The 15,905-nt window shown below is 68.2% G+C and carries 17 protein-coding genes; all 17 read right to left on the reverse strand.

Annotated elements, in window-relative coordinates; translation table 11 throughout:
* Positions 1-42 precede the first annotated feature (42 nt).
* Positions 43-303 carry a hypothetical protein gene (locus tag ON38_RS06730; protein WP_051164445.1) on the reverse strand — a complete coding sequence of 87 codons (261 nt, stop codon included), beginning with the start codon at positions 301-303 and terminating at the stop codon, positions 43-45.
* Positions 303-527, reverse strand: a complete 225-nt coding sequence (locus tag ON38_RS06735) for an Acb2/Tad1 domain-containing protein (protein ID WP_039823258.1) — start codon at positions 525-527, stop codon at positions 303-305. The genes ON38_RS06730 and ON38_RS06735 overlap by 1 nt, the downstream gene beginning before the upstream one ends.
* Entirely contained in the window at positions 524-1,525 is a 1,002-nt protein-coding gene (locus tag ON38_RS33975) for a peptidoglycan-binding domain-containing protein (protein WP_051164446.1), read from the reverse strand. Before ON38_RS33975 ends, ON38_RS06735 begins: the two co-directional genes overlap by 4 nt.
* A gap of 36 nt (positions 1,526-1,561) precedes the next feature.
* The gene (locus ON38_RS06745; protein ID WP_157181685.1) at positions 1,562-3,145 is read right to left on the reverse strand and encodes a Gp37-like protein; all 1,584 of its coding nucleotides are present in this window, start codon (positions 3,143-3,145) and stop codon (positions 1,562-1,564) included.
* Entirely contained in the window at positions 3,109-3,936 is an 828-nt protein-coding gene (locus ON38_RS35870) for a hypothetical protein (protein WP_039823261.1), read from the reverse strand. The genes ON38_RS06745 and ON38_RS35870 overlap by 37 nt, the downstream gene beginning before the upstream one ends.
* An 18-nt stretch (positions 3,937-3,954) precedes the next feature.
* The gene (locus ON38_RS06755) at positions 3,955-7,821 is read right to left on the reverse strand and encodes a phage tail tape measure protein (RefSeq protein ID WP_039823262.1); all 3,867 of its coding nucleotides are present in this window, start codon (positions 7,819-7,821) and stop codon (positions 3,955-3,957) included.
* Between the two features lie 18 nt (positions 7,822-7,839).
* Positions 7,840-8,226, reverse strand: a complete 387-nt coding sequence (locus ON38_RS06760; RefSeq protein ID WP_039823264.1) for a DUF7426 family protein — start codon at positions 8,224-8,226, stop codon at positions 7,840-7,842.
* A gap of 11 nt (positions 8,227-8,237) precedes the next feature.
* The gene (locus tag ON38_RS37005) at positions 8,238-8,909 is read right to left on the reverse strand and encodes a DUF7426 family protein (protein WP_218000741.1); all 672 of its coding nucleotides are present in this window, start codon (positions 8,907-8,909) and stop codon (positions 8,238-8,240) included.
* Positions 8,906-9,679, reverse strand: a complete 774-nt coding sequence (locus ON38_RS06770) for a phage tail tube protein (protein ID WP_051164447.1) — start codon at positions 9,677-9,679, stop codon at positions 8,906-8,908. Before ON38_RS06770 ends, ON38_RS37005 begins: the two co-directional genes overlap by 4 nt.
* A complete protein-coding gene (locus ON38_RS06775; protein ID WP_051164448.1) occupies positions 9,676-10,119 on the reverse strand; it encodes a phage tail terminator protein in 444 nt (147 codons plus the stop codon). Before ON38_RS06775 ends, ON38_RS06770 begins: the two co-directional genes overlap by 4 nt.
* Positions 10,116-10,454: a minor capsid protein gene (locus tag ON38_RS06780; protein ID WP_039823265.1), complete on the reverse strand. Its 339-nt coding sequence runs from the start codon at positions 10,452-10,454 to the stop codon at positions 10,116-10,118. Before ON38_RS06780 ends, ON38_RS06775 begins: the two co-directional genes overlap by 4 nt.
* Before the next feature lie 9 nt (positions 10,455-10,463).
* On the reverse strand, positions 10,464-10,790 hold the full coding sequence (locus tag ON38_RS06785; RefSeq protein WP_051164449.1) for a hypothetical protein: 327 nt from the start codon (positions 10,788-10,790) through the stop codon (positions 10,464-10,466).
* A complete protein-coding gene (locus ON38_RS06790) occupies positions 10,787-11,215 on the reverse strand; it encodes a hypothetical protein (protein ID WP_039823266.1) in 429 nt (142 codons plus the stop codon). The genes ON38_RS06785 and ON38_RS06790 overlap by 4 nt, the downstream gene beginning before the upstream one ends.
* Before the next feature lie 104 nt (positions 11,216-11,319).
* A complete protein-coding gene (locus tag ON38_RS06795; protein ID WP_157181686.1) occupies positions 11,320-12,186 on the reverse strand; it encodes a major capsid protein in 867 nt (288 codons plus the stop codon).
* An 89-nt stretch (positions 12,187-12,275) separates the two neighbouring features.
* Positions 12,276-13,181 carry a hypothetical protein gene (locus tag ON38_RS06800; RefSeq protein WP_157181687.1) on the reverse strand — a complete coding sequence of 302 codons (906 nt, stop codon included), beginning with the start codon at positions 13,179-13,181 and terminating at the stop codon, positions 12,276-12,278.
* A 579-nt stretch (positions 13,182-13,760) separates the two neighbouring features.
* Positions 13,761-15,665, reverse strand: coding sequence for a phage minor capsid protein (locus ON38_RS06805; protein ID WP_039823271.1), 1,905 nt, complete (start codon positions 15,663-15,665; stop codon positions 13,761-13,763).
* A 22-nt stretch (positions 15,666-15,687) separates the two neighbouring features.
* Positions 15,688-15,905 (reverse strand): hypothetical protein (locus tag ON38_RS06810; protein WP_039823272.1); only part of this gene is annotated, 218 nt, incomplete at its 5' end.

Here is a 15,905-nt window from a genome sequence, read left to right on the forward strand (position 1 = left end):
GGCGCCCCGAAATCCAGGGGCGCCCTTCGCTGCTGCGGTCGGTCAGGCGGGGTCAGCCGCCAGCCACGGCAGGTAGGTCCGCAGCCAGTCGTTCACGCCCGGGAGAGCCAGCAGCCGGGTCACGGCCGCGGTGATGGCCAGGGCACCGGCCAGGCCGGGAGTGCTGGCCGGGAGGCCGGTCGCGTCGACGATGACCGGCAGCATCGCGGCCAGACCGATCAGGCCGGCAACCACGGTGCGCACAGTGGCGCGCCACGGGTGCGCGGACTGGGTGGCCAGTGGGGTGGGGAGCAGAGGGCTCATCACGGGTTCCTCTCGGTGTTGCGGGCGATGCCCGCGTTGGCCCAGAACATCACCTGTTCCAGGGCGGTAATGGCGAGTGCCTTCTCGCGGCAATCCGGCAGGGCCTCGTCCAAAAACAGGGCGAGGCTCTTGCAGGCGTGGCGGACCGAGCCGTGCTCGGCGCGTTTCTCCTCGGTGGTGGCCGGGTGGAACGCGAAGCGGTGCTCTATATCGGCGGCGCTCACGCGAGACCGCGGTCCTGCAACAGGGCCGCGATGGCATCCGGCAGAGTGCGGTCCGTGCCGTCCGGGCGCTGGCCGAGCTGCGTCAGGCCCTTGTAGCTGGCCTGGAGGTCGATAGTCCCGTCCTTGAACCGGACCAGGTCGCGAGAACCGGTGACCTGCTCGCGGAGATCCTTGACATCCGAGATGACCGGCGCGAGATAGCCGTGGATGTAGTCGGTGACGTGCCTGATGACACGGTCGGCGTCGGCTGCGGACAAACCGGCCTCCTTCTGGTCGAGGCCCAACCTCCAGGTGAGGGGGCCGATCTTGCCGTCGGGCAGCAGCCCGGCAGGTATTTGCAGGTCGATCGCGGCCTTGCGGGTCGCAACGCCATAGATGCCGTCGGCCGGGACTCCGACCGCGCGCTGCCAGCGCCGCAGCCCTTCCATCCAGTCGGTCGGTTCGCCTGCGCGGCCGCTGATCGACTCCTCCGGCCCCTCGTACGGGCCGTAGTAGTAGCCGGGCGGCAGCGGGAACGCGTTCGGGTCAGCCGGGCCGACAGGGCCGGGGTAGTACCAGAAGTCGTGGAACAGCGGGTCGTTCCACGCCCTGGCGCCGTCGTTGAGCAGCACGCCCGGATAGCCGCGGGACTCGAAGTTGTACTGCCGTCCGTCAATGAAGAACGACACCGCGACATGCGAGTTCTCGCCGCCGCCTCCGTGCTGGAACCCGAGCCGCAGCGGAGCGTCCGCAGGGATGCTCCACGCGTTGCGAGCGGGCAGGATTCCGCAGGGCGCCGGGACACCGTTCATCCGTGCCAGGCGCGCGGTCTCGGTCGAGCCGTAGCGCCGGAACGGCGACAGCCCGTGCAGGATCGCGGCCGCGGAGAACGCGACACCGGAGCAGTCGGTCGAATCGCGCGGGTTCGGCGAGAACGATCCGCCGTACGCGTACGGCAGACCGGTGCGCGCAGCCGCGAACGAGTACAGCTCCATGAGCCGCTGGCGGGTGGTGGGCATGAGGCGTCGCCTCCTTTGGGGTGAGGTGAGAGAGCGCTATCCGGTGCCGTTGGCGATAGCGCGGGTGAGGCCGGCCAGACCCTTCATGCGGTCGACGAGCTTCTCCCAGGCGTCCTTGAGTTCCTCGTCGTCGCCGATCGTGACGAACTCCGTGCACTTCTCGTCACGGGCGTCCTCGACCTCGACAGCGGAGACGTAGTTCTCGATGACGGTGCCCCGGTCGTAAAAGGTCATGATGTCGCCGACCAGGAAGCGGCGGCCGGAGCCGTCGTCGATGCCGAAGGAGAATCCGCGGCTGCCGATACCGCCCGCCTTGACGGTCAGTTTCAGCGACTCGCCGCCGCCGTGCTTCTTGAGCCCGGACATGCCGACTGTGAACGCGTCCAAGCTGTAGGCACCCGTGTTGTCGACGAACGCCTCACCGAACGCGTGCTCGCCGAGGTCGGCCGCCAGCTGCGGATCATCGAACTGCTGATAGGCGAAAAAGAGGTCGTCGAACAGGTCACCGACCAGGATGCTGCCCAGGTTCGCGCCCGGCACGAGCAGATTGAGCAGGGCCTGCAAGGCCAGGTTCGCAGCCCACTCGACCGTTTGATTGACGAAGTCCGGAGCTTTGCCGCCGACAATCACGCTGTGCGCGGTCGGGTGCTGCACTCCGCGGCTGTAGTGCTCGATATGCCCGGAGTCGGTGCGCCACTGCATCCAACGCCGATCCCGCTTCTTGTGGGTATCGAACACATACCCGGCGCGCTGCATCTTCCCCCACTGGTCCGGGTCGGCAAGGCCCAAGACGTTGTCGGGGTTGGTGAACCACAGGAAGTTGTCGCCGGACAGGTCCATGACGTTCTGGAGCCGCGCCAGCGAGTCGGTGTTGAACACCTGCGGGCTCGGACCGTCCTCCGGTACCCACAGCTCGCACGACATCCCGCGCCCCGACGACTCGATCGGGCTCTTGAACAGCTCGTCGAGCTGGGTGAACCTGGCACTGATCGCGCACAGGTCGTTGGTCAGGCTCTCGATCGCCTCGAGGATGTCATCGAGAGAGTCCAGATCCTCCAGTTGCGGAAGCTCCGGGATCTGATAATCGAGCGGCAGCTTCGCATAGACCGGTTTCTGCAGCCTCGTCATCGACGTCGCCACATATGACTTGGTGACGAAGTCGATCGGGCCGAATCGAACGTCCTGCTTGCCAGTGATGTTGATCTGGACCTCGGGCGGCAGGATGCTGTTCACCCACGCGAGTGCCGTCAGGATCCAGTACAGATTCCCGACGCAGGTAGCGGTGACGATCTCCTCGCCCGGCCGGCCTTCCATCTTGGCCGACAACACGCGCCCCGACCAGGGGACGCCGTTGTAGTAGGTGCGGATCGGGACCACGTCGCGTTTGCAGGACATGAGCCGTCCTGCCAGCGGGTGGTCGGCCCGGACCTGGATTGTGCCGGTGCCGGGAATCGTCCAGTACCAGCCGAACCGCGCCTTGATATATGGGCCGAGCGGCCGCGACCGAGTGCAGTTCTGGTTGAACACGGTGATGTTGAAGGCGGGCGGGGTCTGCGTATTCGGCCTCCAGGCCGCGCGCGGGTTCACGCCGCAGCCCGTTCGTACTTCTGCGGCATCCACACCTCGACCTGCGATGCGGAGCCCAGACTGGTGCCGGAAATATTCAGGGGCACAGTGGCGCCCGGAGGCACCGACTGATACCAGGCGATATTCCCGGCCGACTCCCACACGTCGACGCCCGCAGCGTTGCGGATGTGCGGATACTCGGGGTTCGTCTCGACCGTCCACACCTCGCCGGGGGCGAGCATCGGCAGCGTGACCGACTCCGTACCGACGCCGATCGAGTACCGGCCCGGACCGGTCAGTGCCCACAGGAGCCAGCCGTCCGCGTCTCCGTCGTTGCGGATGGTGCGGCCCGCGAACAGGTCCGGAGTGATCACGGGGTTGACCGTCTGGCCGAGCCACCAGGACTCGTCGGAGCCCAGGACCGCGGTCTCGGTGCACCAGCCCACGTCCGTCAGCAGCTCGAACGACGGATCAGGGATCGCGGTCTCGCGCCGCACGTATTGGAACCGGTCGCCTCCGCCGGGAGAGAGGGCATGGAACTCGGCGAGGGCCTGGCCGTCGCCGAGGCTGGCCCGCCAGGTGTGCCACAGGTCGACCGCGGTCTCTCCGGATTCGACCGGTCCCACATGCACCTCGAGGGTGATGAGGTTGATCTCTCGGTTGAGGCCGCGCCAAGTGGCGCCAGCCTGCCGCGCGTTCGCCTGCCGGACATGGCCGATCGGCGCCCCGCCGACCCCTTTCGGGGGCTTGGCGAGGCGCAGCGGGCATTCGGGGTCACCGAAACGCCAGATCGACCGTGGTAGTCCGGGGTACTCGACGCCGCGCAGCTCGTAACGAACTGACATGGAGTGTCCCCTCCGGGGTCAGACCCCGAACTGTGAGATGCGTAGTTCCGCTGTGCGGCGGCCGGAGTCGACATCGACCTGGACGTCCACCGGGGCACGCCCCTCTGCGGCTGCGGCGATCCGCTCCAGCAGTTCCGACATCCGTTCGAGGGCATCCTCGAAACCGGGGATGCTCGTGTTGCCGATGTCGAATCCCTGGAATTTTCCGTCCGCGTCCCAGCCCGACGCCGCGGTGAGCGCCAGGCCGGCGCCGAGCGCAGCAGCGCGGTAGGCGGCCTGCCCCCAGACCGCCAGCGGCACGGACCGCGACGGTGTCGACAGCGGGATATCGCCCTGCTCGCCGAGGGCCGCGACCTTCCAGGAGCCGGTGTGTACACCGCCGACGCCGTCTTGGCCGAGGCCGCCGAATCCGCCCAGGGCGTACGGGGTGAGCTGGAACCCGAACCGGTTCGCCACACTGCGCAGGATCGACATCGAGCGGGCACGTTTCGCGGTTGCTAGCGGGATGTACGCCTCCCCGCCGGTCTCGGGTTCGCCCCAGACCCGTAGGTCACCGGCCGGGGCGATCTGCGCGGTGTGGTTCTCGCTGCCGTCGGCGAACCAGCGCGCCGAGAGGGTGGCGATCGGCTTCCGTTCTTCCTTCGGCTGTCCGCCGAGAGGGTCCGGCCAGTTGGTGACGCGTACGTCCTGCACGCCGCCCGAAGAGGAGACGGTGCTGCGCGCCGCAGCGGCGGCTTTCGCCGCCTCAGCTTCCCGCTTCCGTGCCTCCCGGGTGTCGAGCAGCGCGTCGACGAGCGGATCGTCCTCCTTGACTCCGAACGCGTTGCTGAACCGGTCCGTGAACCGGCCGCCGCCCATCAGGGCCTTGAGGCCGTCCGGATCGTTGCCGACGTTCATCGCGTTCGGGTCGACCTGCGCGTCATAGTCGCCGGACAGGAACGCTGAGACCAGAGGGTCGTCCTCGGCGACGCCGTACTTCTTGCCGAACCGGTCTGTGAAGTCGCCCGCCTCCGTCAACGCCTTGAGCCCGTCCGGGTCGTTCTCGGCGTTGAAGTCCTCCGCCTTGGCGGTGTACTTGCGGCTGCGGCCGGTGCCGACACTGCCGGGCATCGGGTAGTGCATCACCTGCGGGAAGTCCATCCAGCCCGCAGCCTGCCCACCGAATTGCCCGTCGCCCCTCTCGCCGCCCATCTCCACATTGGTGCCGTCGTGCAGGGTGACCGCGGCGTGCCCGCCGCCGGGCATCTGCGGATCATGCACCCACCCGGCCCTGACAGAGCCCTCCGGCCCGGCACCGGGCAGCCACCCGCGCGACCGCAGCGCCTCACCAATGTTGCCGGTGCCGAACCGGCCGCCGGTCAGCGGATCTCCGTAGGCGAGCATGTTCGCGACCCGCGCGACCGCGCCCGTGCAGTCGGTATTCCAACTGCTATCCCAGCCGCCGAACACGTACCGGGCGCCCTCGATACCGCGGGCTTGGGAGGTCAGGTCGTCACCGGTGATGCCGCCCTGAGCCATCCGCAGCAGGTCGAAACCGAACCGGGCGGCCACGTCCGACAGGATCGCCAGCGACCGCGGCCGCTTCCCCATAGCCAGCGGGATGTATGCCTCGCCACCGGTTTCGGGTTCCGCCCACTGCACGAGGTTCGCCGTCGCCGGTTTGATCGTCGCCTGGTCCGGCAGCTTGCCGTCCGCGTACCGGTCGACGTCGATACCGCCGTCAGCGCGTTCACTGTCTACCGGCCGTTGCGCGACCGGGCCGACGAAATCAGTCGGCAGCCCCTGCTCCGCCAGCGCCTCGGTGCGCGGGATCACCTGGACGTTCATCGTCGCCGAGACCTGCCGGCCTTCGTTCTGGGCGATGAACGCGTCGATCAGGCGCTGCCCGTCGGTCGTATCGGCTGTGATTTTGGAGGTTCCGTCCTGGAGGTTCTCCACACGGAACCCGAAATCGGTGAGCCGCTGCGTCGCCTCCGCGGTCAGCGCCTCCACGATCACGGCCTTGCCGTCCGGGACTGCGGTCACTGCGCCGCCGAACAGGCGCGTCATCTCCGCTGCGGCGCTGGCCTGTTCGCCAGCGTTGCGGACCGAATCGCGTATGCCGTCGATCTTCGGGCGCGCGGAGTCGAGCACATCGGCCATAGCCCGCGCCCGCTCAGCGGCCGCGTCCATCTGCTGGCCGTACCACTCGGTGGCGGAGCCGACGCCCTCCAGGGTCTTACCGGCCTCCTCCATCCCGGGGATGTGTTTGATGATGCCGCCGAGCTTCTCCGCGAAACCACCGATCGAGGTCAGGGCCTTGCCGACGGTGTCCCCGATACCCTCCTGCAACGAGGCGAATGCGCGCAGGCTGCCAGACGCGAACATGATCAGACCGTCCAGGCACGCCAGCCCGGCATCAGCCAGTTGGGTGAAAAACGAGATGATCTCGGGCTTGTGGGTCGACACCCAGCCCGCGGCCTGCTGGAGGGTCGGCCCGAAAGCGGTGGCGATAGCCAACTCGACCTCGTCCATCGAGGACGTGATCGAGTTCTTCGCCGCCTCCAGATCCGCCGCCGAGTTGCTGCCCATGACGCGCATCGCTGTCTCCGCCGCGCCCGCGGTGTCCTGCATCCCCTTCACGGCCTCGGAGGGGTCCCACCGGGTGAAGGCGTCGATGAAGTCACCGGCCGTATCGCCGAGTAGCGCCTGCGCGGCGCTGGCACGCTCCAGCGGATCCTCGATCTGCCGGATAGCGTCGAAGATCTGATCGAACGCCGCCTCAGCGGCGGGACCGCCTTCCTTGAGCTTGTCGAACAGCTCATCGGCTGGCAGCTCCAGCCCGGCCAGCGTTTCCTTGATCGTGTCGCCCTCTTCGTACATCCGGCGCCCGAATTCGCGGATCGCGTCACCAGCCCGGTCGCCGACGTCGACACCGTTGGCGAGGGCCTGGTTGATGAGACCGAGGGTGTACTGCGCGGAGAACCCGGTGTTCTTCCAGCCGTTCGAGTACTCGCGGACCACGTCGAGGAGGTCCTCGCCGACGTCGCCGCCGCGCTGGAAACTGCGCACGATCAGGTCGAACGCCTCGTTGGAATCCTTTGCCAGCCCGTTGAGCATCAGCGCGCGCACAGCCTGGATGGTGCGCGGCATGTCCTGCCCCATGAGATCAGTGACCGCGGTGAGCTTCTCGATCACCGGCTGCATCTCACCGGCGGTCTCCTCACCGTTGAGGAGCCCGCCCTGAATCGCGGCCTGCGCTGCGGACATGTTCGCCGAGACTGACTCGCCCCACCCGTTGGTGAACGCGGAGCCCGCGGCCTGGCCGATGACGCGCATGGTGTCCTCGTTGACGCCGAGGCGCGCCTGAATGTAGTCGCGGTCCCTCTCCTGCTGCATACCGTCGCTGATCGACTTCATCAGCACCGCACCGGCCGCGAGCCCGATACCGGCGACGCCTATCAAGGCGGCCGCGATCGGCCCGCCTTTCGCGCCGAGCCCCTGCACGCGGGAGGAGAAGTTGCCGACGAAGCTGTCGCCCATCTCCGCGCCCGCGCTGCCGTTGCTCCGCGCCGCGTCGCCGATACCGGAGACTGCTTCCTGCGCGCGTCGCGCCGACCGCTCCAACTCCGCGGGGACCTCGATGCGACGCGCTTCGCGTGCCGCGTCCTCCGCCGCGTCACCGACGCGCGACACTTCCCGGGCCGTGACGCGCGCCGCCTGCCCGGCACCCTCTATCCGGGTGCCGGTGTCGCGGAACGACTGATCGACCTCTGTCGCGGCCCGCCGCGCCGCGCCGCGCAAGTTGGTGAAGCCCTGCTCGGAAGCCTGGAGTCCGCGCTGGAAACGGGAGTCGTCGAGGGTCAGCTCGGCGTAGATTCCGCCAACGCTGGTGCCTTCGGTCATGGCGGTCTCCGATCACGGTCAGTCGCCGGGCGCGTCCTCCGTTGCGGAGTCGCCAGCCTCGGCGTCGAAAAGTGCCTGGATATCGGCGATATCGCCGAGTTGCCCCAACTCCCAGTTGGTGCGGCCGAGGGTGGGGTTGCCGCCGAAATGCAGCAGCGCGGTCCGGCCCGCATGGGTCGCCATCGAGTCGGGCACGCCGTTGCTCGCCATCTGCTCGCGGACCGGGCCGAGGATGCGTCTGATCTCCTCGTATTCCTGGTCCGCGGTGAGGGACTGGTCGAAAACAAGGAGCCGCAGCCGATCGGCTTCCTTGATTCCGGGGCACTTCACCCGGTACACGACACCTGCGATCGGCAGCAGCAAATCGGGGTCGTAGAAGTCGCTGAGGTCGCGCAACGCGGCCATAGGGCGGGTCCTTACTTCGTCGGGGGGAACACGGCGCGATGTAGCCGCGTCCCCGGCCTGGTCATGAGGTCGCGGATACGCGTTTCGAGCCACCGCCAGGGCCGTTGGTCGAGCACACCGGAGTTCACGTCGACGCCGTACACGGTGTGCAAATCGAGCTCGATCGCCAGCCAGCACGCGACGATGTCGCGCCACGGCATCGTTGGTGCGGTGGTCTGCGATGGCGCCATCTCGGGCGGGTTGAACCACAACCGCAGCCCGGAGACGGGGTCGATCGGTCCGCCGCCAGGATCGTCGGGGCCGAGGTAGCCGGGCGCGGACGGGTCCGCCGACCTTTCCTGTTCCTGCGACGCGTCGGGGTCGAGTTCGCCGTTCCAGTACGCGGCCGCCGCGTCGGCTCCTTTGCCGTAGTGCAGCAACGCGGCCCGGCCCGCGAGGGCAATGACGTTCGCGTCGGCGCCGAGCGCGTCGAGTGCGTCCCATGCGTCGCCGAGGACGCGTCGTACCTCGATGCGTTCCACGTCAGGGGTGAGCGCGTCGAGGTCGACGAACAGGCGACGCAGACGCAGCCCCTCCCGCGCGGTGGGGGAGGGGATGCGGACGCGGCGGCCGCGCACCGGCAGGTACAGGTCCGGGTCGGCGAACTCGTCGTAGTCCTGCGTGGCACGCGGCCGGTCGGTCATCCGACTTCGACCGTGCCCGACGGGGTCAGGCTGGTACCCGACGCGGTCACGGAGGTGACCGGCACGGTGAACGTGGCGGTGTAGACGCCGCCGGACAGGGTGACGGTGACACCGTCGGCGCCGACATTCGCGAGCGCGGCGAGCGCGCTCTGCAACGCGGCCGCAGTCGCGGAATTCGACACACCGCTGGTGGTCTCGCCGTCCACGGTGACCGTCCAAGTGCCGCCCGTAGTGCCCGCGGGCAGCGTGAACGTCTTGACGGTCTGGGCCAGCGGCTTCGCGATGTCCTTGTGCTTGCCGCGGCCGGTCAGCGTCGCGGTGAACGCGTACAGACCTTCCTTGTCGTCGGCGCTGGAGACCCAGTTGACCGCGAAGTAGCCTTCTTTGGCCTCGTCGATCTCGTCGACGCGCCAGTACCGGATGTGCGCGATGTTGTCGTACCCGATCTGATTGCCGTGGCTGCGCAGCTTCTCCTGCCCGGGGTCGGGGACGTAGTTCGGGCTGCGGTTGCCCTTGCGCAGACCGCCGAGTTCCAGGTTTTCGCCGATACCGGTCGCGATCTGGGACTTGCGGCCGCCGGAGTGGATATCGCCGTCGTCCTGCATGGTCAGGTCGGTCGTCGGTGACACCTTGTTCAGGCCCATCACGAACGCCCAGTTCGGCGTGCCGGCCTGGGCGGTGCCCTGATTGAGGTCGATCTGTACGGCGTAGTCGCGGGCGAGCGCGGTCGCCATCGAGGCCGAGTCGGGAGCCTGGAGCGGCGTGGTCATAGCGTGCCTCCTGCGGGGGCTGGATTGAGGGTGAAGACGTAGCTGTCGGCGCGCTCATAGCGGCCGTTGCTGTCTGGGGTGGCGAGACCGCGGATCTTGCGGCGGCACAGCAGCACACGCGGACCATCCGGGAGCTGGATATGGGTCGCGTCGTGCAGTTGCCGCGTCGCCGCGTCGGCCGACGCGTTCACGACGCGCGGGTCTATTCCGGCGGCGCGCCAACGCATCTGGACGTACACGTCAGGGTTGTGGTCGTCGCGGTCCAGCACCTCGTCGTAGACGGTGAGCGCGACAGCCGCGTCCGGTTTCGACGGCAGCAGCGAGAACGTGGCGGCGGGCACCGTCCCGGGCGGGTAGGCCCCGGCCGGGATGTAGCGGGCGAGCCCGGCCGCGTCGAGATGCCGGGCGAGGGCCTCCAAGAATTCGCCGGGGTCGATCACTGGATATGCCTCCCGATCGCGGCCGCGACGATCTGCTCCAGCTCCGGACCGAACCGGTTCAACGGCTTCTCCAAGAACTTCGCCTCACGGCCGTTCGGGTGAGACAGCGTCAGGTCCTCGTGCTGAACCCGCGCGTACGGAGTGTTGTAGCCGACCCGCGCTGTCCCATCAACCGCCTCTGCGGTGCCGGAGTTCTGGAGGGTGCCTTCCTCGATCGGGACCAGGTCGTTGGCCTGAGCGAGCAGCACCTCCGCGGCCTCGAACAGTCCCTCATCGACTCCGGCTCGGACGTTTGCTGCGATACCGGCGGTGTTCCACTGGGCTGAGACAGCCATCAGGGCCTCCTATTCCAGGTGGATCACCTGGGTATCGGGGAACGGTGCGCCGAGATTGGACGCGGAGACCGCGACGACTTTCGCGGTGCGGCCGCCGAACTCGGCGGGCAGCTCGACCAATGAACCGGGCGCGACCTGGGCAACGGAGGGAGGGAACGCGACCGTCGCCGAGGAAACGATCTCGTCGCCGCTGGCGTCGCGCACCATTTGGTTCCGGGCCGACACGTTCCCGCGCTCGGCGGCCGAGTCGCTGAGCACGGCACCGGAAGCGCCCTCGCCGACGAACCGTCGTACCTGGACGGTGTGCGCCCAGAACACGGCCAGCGGGTCGGTCATCGCCGTGCCACTGCCGTCGATGCCAGCCCTTCGGCCCGCAGCACCCGCACTGCGGAATCCGACAGGCATTCCAGCAGCCGGGCGCGGGCAGCGGCCTGCTCGGTCACCTGATAGCTGATCGAGGAACCGTTCGTGGACGCGCTCGCCGCGACCGGCGCGAGGCCGGCCGAACCGGCCAGCGGATTTACCGCATTGGTGATCCACTCACGGACCTGGACACAGGTTGCGACGGTCATCGCGTCCGCTGCGACCGGATCGGCCGGGAGCCCCGCCGGGGTGGTCTCGTAGCGGTCATTCTTGGTGGCCGCGCGCACCAGACACGATGCCTCCTCGATATACCGAAGGTCGTCGCCGTCGTCGAGCTTGTCGAGCTGTTCCGCCGAAACGTGCTCGGCGAGTTGCGCCACGGAGGCGTAGGTGAGCACGGGTGCCCTCTCCGGTGTGTGTGGTGTCTGGTGTGTGGTGTGTGGACGTGCCACCCCGCCCGCCGACTCAGGTCAGACGGGCGGGGCGGTCACGGGCGAACCGGTCAGGGAGTGACCGGCGCGACGGGGTCGGCCAGCAGCACCGACGCGGAGGCCAACGCCTCCGGCCGGAACACCTTGCCGCCGTAAATGTTCAGGCCACGGACCTGGTCGGCGAACCGCTTCGGATCGCGGATCGTTTCGACTTCGCTGATCTGGTTCGCGAAGCTCAGCGCATCGCTGATACCCGCGACGATCTCGAAGTCGTCCTTGTTGGCCCCCGTGCCGCCGACCTTGAGGATGTTGTTGGACTCCAGCAGGTCGAAGCCCGCCATCCGGCCAACGGTGCCGTTCAGCAGCGGGGTGTTCGGCGTCGCGCCGAGCTTGTCCGCGGAGATGAACCGCTTGTCGAGCAGGAGCGGCGACAGCAGTTCCGGCGGGAGCGCCAGGTACCGGCCGATCTTAGGCAGGTCTGCCCGGTCCAGCTTCTCGCGCAGCAGCACTGCGACGTGGTACATGCTCAGCTGTCCCACGGTGGCCTTTTCGGGCTCGACGTTGCACACGGTGACGCGGCCGAGCCGGTTACCGGCGAGGACACCGGCCTTGAGCAGGCCGTACAGGAACAAGTCGACCTTGTTCTGCAGCTTGTACCCGGCGCGGTTGGTGGCGGGGTCCTCGAAGTTGACCTGCGCCTGCGCCTTGTCGACGTCGTTGACGCGGAACGCGAAGTAGTCGCCCTGGTCGATCACCATCGCCGACTCGTCGTCGTCGAGGTCCTCGACCTCCAGGTCGGTGTTCTTGTCGTAGGTCCGCACCGTCGGGTCGCCCAGGGTCGACACGTGCACGGTGTCGCCCTTCTGGCTGATGGTGCCCTCGTACTTGCGGTTCGCGACCTTCGCCTGCCCGAAAACCAGATCGGTCTCGAACGGCATCTGGACTGCGTCGGCCCAGAATTCGGGGATGAAGTTGATGGGCATGATTGCCTACCTCTTGGACGGAGGGGAGGGGGAAGGCTCGGCGGCTACTTGGTGCGGCCGAGGATCTGGTTTGCGCGGCCGTCTTTGACTGCCTGCACGCGGTCGGCCGGAGCCATCGCCTTGTACTGCTCGTAGGTGAGCTGTCCGGAGTTCCCGTTGGAGCCGGAGCCGGTATCGGCGCCGGACCGGGCGGGAGGCTTCGGCGCGGCCGGAGCAGCAGGAGTCAGCCGGTACCGCGGGTTCTTCTCGACCTCCTGAGCGACCAGGTCGGTGACCTGCTGCTCGAAGTCGTCGGCGGCCGGGTCGAGCCCATGCAGCTTCTTCGCGAAACTGCGAGAGTCGATGAGCGACTGCGTATCGACGTCCTTGGGAGCGGCCCGGAAGACAGCCAGTTCGGCTTTGGCCTCCCGGGCATCCTTCGCGTGGCTCTCCACCTGGGCGGCCAGCTTCTTCGGATCGGCCTCGCCGTCGTCGGTGACGAACCCGAGCGCCTTGCCGAACGCCTGCTTGAGGTCGGCCATCTCCTGTTTCGCGGTCGCCGCCTCATTGCGGGCGGCGCGCACCTTCGGGTCCTCCGCGGTGCTGCTGCGACGCTTCGGAGCAGGCTCGCCGCCCGTCCCGCCGGCCTCGCCGCTGCCCGACTCCGGAGCGTTGCCCTTGCTGGCGGGCTCGCCGCTACCGGACTCCGGAGCGGGCGGGGTGTCGCCCTCGCCGCCGGTGCTGCCGGTGTCGGCCGCCGGAGCGTCGCCGGTGTTGCCGTCGCCGGTGCCGTCTCCGCCGAGCTGCGGCCAGATCGGGCCTCGTCGGGTGAAACCGATCGCTTGAAGGCCAGTCAGGGGGTGGATGGGCAAAGCTGAGGACATTCGGACTCTCCTGTAAAAGGGGCGCTCGGCGGGCCGGTAACGGAAGGGGTTGAAGTTTCGATGAACGGCTTTGACATCCAAAAACATTGGAAGAACAGGGATTAGGGTGCTCAAATCAGCTGTGTCCATGCGAGGAGGGCTCGCCTGCCTTTGCCTGGTATTGATGTCCGCCTTGACGGCGTGTGGTAGCAGCGAGGGCTCATCCGCCCCGGCGACCGAGACCGTCACAGTTACAGTGACGGTGACTCCTGCTGCGGTGCCGGTCACTCAGAAGGAAGCCGCTACGGCCTGCGCCGAGCGATTCCGAGCGAGGTATCCCGGTACGAACCCCACCTTCTCTGCAATGACAGCGGCGTACGACGACGACAGAGGCGCGTGGTATGTCACAGGAATCGGGACGTTCCCCGAGTCCGGCACTCACGGCGACCCATATTTCTTCACCTGCGAGTACTCGAATCAAGCGCACGCGGCGCTTCTCGATTCAAAGCCTCTATGATCCCTCAGTCTCGGGTACTTCAAGTGCGCTCTTGAGGCGGCCACGTAGCCATAACCGGGCAAGTAGCTCGTTTCCGCTACCTGGTGCGGCAGGGGTGTAGGGGTTCACGGCGTCGACCACGTCAGCCGCCGCGAGCCCTTCCCGGTAGGCGCGGATCAGGTCGTGTGCGCTCATCGGAGAAAGTCCCCTCTCGCACTACGCATCCGGGCCGCGCTCTGCGGATCGAGCAGTTCCGCCTTGAACTCCTCCAGAGTTGTCCGGCCGCGCTCGTCCCAATAGGCGCGCAGTTCCTCGGAAGCGTACTTCTCGGCGAGCTTCTCGCTACCGAACCACAAGGAGCGCGGGTCGACTCCGGCCCGTTCCCCGGCCGCCGACAGCATGTAGCCGTTCGTCGCGTTCTCGGCGTCCAGCCAGTGCCGGTACGCCTGGTCGCGGAACGCTGCGCGCGCCAGCTCGTTGAACGAGGCACCCTCGAATCCCTGCGTGCGCAGGAACGAGATAGCCGCCTGGGACCGCTGGGTCTTCACGCTGATGCCGTACGCCTTTTCGACGGCTTCCTCATGGTCCATGCCCTCAGCGGTGAGCCGGTCGTACTCGCGTTCGTACCCGGCCCACCGCGCGGCCCGCTGTTCGGCGAGTTTGCGGCGATGCATGTCCTCGGCCTCGATCCGGTCGAGCAGGTCGAAGTCCTCAGACTCGATCGCCTTGACCGCGAGGTCGCCCAACTCCTCATCGGAGAGCGCCTTGAACTCGCGCTTCGGCCGGGCAGCAGCCGGGGCCGGTGCCGGATCGGGGACGGAGGGCGACTTGCGTCGTGCGTCCTCCGCGTCGATCCGGTCCAGCAGGCCGAAGTCCTGCGCCTCGACAGCCTTGACCGCCAGCGTGCCCAGCTCATCGTCGGACATGCGGGCAAGGTCGGCGTCGGTGACCGGCGGTGCGTTGCGGACCAGGGTCGTCGGCTCCGTCGCGTTGCCAGCGTTGCCGGTGCGTAACTGTTCACGGTGACGGCGGCGGGTCACACCGGTCTGTGCGACATGGTCACGGATAGCGGCTTGCCGGGCGCGGAGCTTCTGCCCGGCCTTCGTCTTCGCCGCCGGGGTGATCGCGGCCGCCTGCTGCCGTTTCGCCTCCCGCACCGACCGCTCCAGCCGCCGCAACTTCTGCTCGTCCTTGTAGCCCTGCGGGTTGTGCGGAGCAACGGCCGGCCTGGGCGCGCCCGGTATCCACGCGGTGTGCCCGTGCTTGCAGTTCGGGTGATGCAGGCCCTTGGCCTCGGCCTCCGATATGGACGCCACGACGGTCTCTCGGACGGGGCGGCCGGTCATGCGTGAGGTGGCCTCGATCGGACCGTTCGGGGTCTGGCCGGTCAGCGAGACGATCTTGCCCTCGTACGGCTGGCATTGCGGGGCGGGGTTGGGGTGCGCGGAGATGACGACCAGGTCGTACCCGCGCTGCAACAGCCGGTCGGTGTGGCCCTGTTTCAGGGCCCGCAACGCTGCGGTGCGTACCGCCATCTCGGCGTAGGTGTCGATCCGCCAGTTCCGTCCGGCCCGGTCACGGAACGCGGTCAGTCCGCGCGCAGCGAACTGGTCGAGAGCCTGTTGCGTGACCTCGCGGCGGGTCGCGACGCCGGTCACGATCCGGCCCGCAGACTGCGTCACCACTTCGCGGTAGCCGTCGACGGTGGCGCGCAGGATCTGCGAGTGCGTACCCACCACCGCGGCGGCCGCCTCCGCGGCGAGCGCCGCGACCGCTTCCTGCGAGACGATCGGCGCCGGACTCGTTGCGGGCGGTCCGGGCACGTCCTGGTCGGCAGCAGCAACACCGGCCGCGTGCGCCTGAGCAAGCGCGGTCTGGATCTGCGCGGAGACGACCGGGTCCAGCGACAGCAGGAACCCGCGAGCTTCTTTGGACAGGCGCGCGATCTCGGCGAGCTGCATGCTCACCCACTGCGGAGTGTCGATACCGCGCTCGATCGAGGAGGCGATACGGGCGAGCAGCTGCACCTCGGCGTCGGCGTATATCTGCGCGACCGCTTCCTGCAAACCGTCGACCGCGGCGGGCTCGAATGCCATACCCGAGCCCGCCTCTCATCGTCTATGCGGCGGCCGCCTGGCCGTCGCTGTCCTCGTCGTCGGGGTTCTCGCCGGTCCCGTCGGCCGAGTCCTGCGCCGGTCGGTCCTCGTCGGCCTGGCCTGTGTCCGCAGCCTTGAACGGCTGGTCGGCGCCGAGCGTCAGGGGATCCGCCACGGAGTTCGCCGCCTCGATCCGGTCGACCTCTTCCTGGACCTGGTCGTCGTCGTAGTCGGAATTGA

The organism is Nocardia testacea NBRC 100365, assembly GCF_000308775.1.
Classification (GTDB): Bacteria; Actinomycetota; Actinomycetes; order Mycobacteriales; family Mycobacteriaceae; genus Nocardia; species Nocardia testacea.

Bases quoted from the DNA above. Each gene is read 5' to 3' on its own strand.
- ON38_RS06805 (WP_039823271.1), bottom strand. From the start codon at position 15,665: ATGGCATTCGAGCCCGCCGCGGTCGACGGTTTGCAGGAAGCGGTCGCG.
- ON38_RS33975 (WP_051164446.1), bottom strand. From the start codon at position 1,525: ATGCCCACCACCCGCCAGCGGCTCATGGAGCTGTACTCGTTCGCGGCT.
- ON38_RS06730 (WP_051164445.1), bottom strand. From the start codon at position 303: ATGAGCCCTCTGCTCCCCACCCCACTGGCCACCCAGTCCGCGCACCCG.
- ON38_RS06760 (WP_039823264.1), bottom strand. From the start codon at position 8,226: ATGGCCGCGTTGCGCGACCTCAGCGACTTCTACGACCCCGATTTGCTG.
- ON38_RS35870 (WP_039823261.1), bottom strand. From the start codon at position 3,936: ATGTCAGTTCGTTACGAGCTGCGCGGCGTCGAGTACCCCGGACTACCA.
- ON38_RS37005 (WP_218000741.1), bottom strand. From the start codon at position 8,909: ATGACCGACCGGCCGCGTGCCACGCAGGACTACGACGAGTTCGCCGAC.
- ON38_RS06795 (WP_157181686.1), bottom strand. From the start codon at position 12,186: ATGCCGTTCGAGACCGATCTGGTTTTCGGGCAGGCGAAGGTCGCGAAC.
- ON38_RS06785 (WP_051164449.1), bottom strand. From the start codon at position 10,790: ATGACCGACCCGCTGGCCGTGTTCTGGGCGCACACCGTCCAGGTACGA.
- ON38_RS06770 (WP_051164447.1), bottom strand. From the start codon at position 9,679: ATGACCACGCCGCTCCAGGCTCCCGACTCGGCCTCGATGGCGACCGCG.
- ON38_RS06780 (WP_039823265.1), bottom strand. From the start codon at position 10,454: ATGGCTGTCTCAGCCCAGTGGAACACCGCCGGTATCGCAGCAAACGTC.
- ON38_RS06800 (WP_157181687.1), bottom strand. From the start codon at position 13,181: ATGTTTTTGGATGTCAAAGCCGTTCATCGAAACTTCAACCCCTTCCGT.
- ON38_RS06755 (WP_039823262.1), bottom strand. From the start codon at position 7,821: ATGACCGAAGGCACCAGCGTTGGCGGAATCTACGCCGAGCTGACCCTC.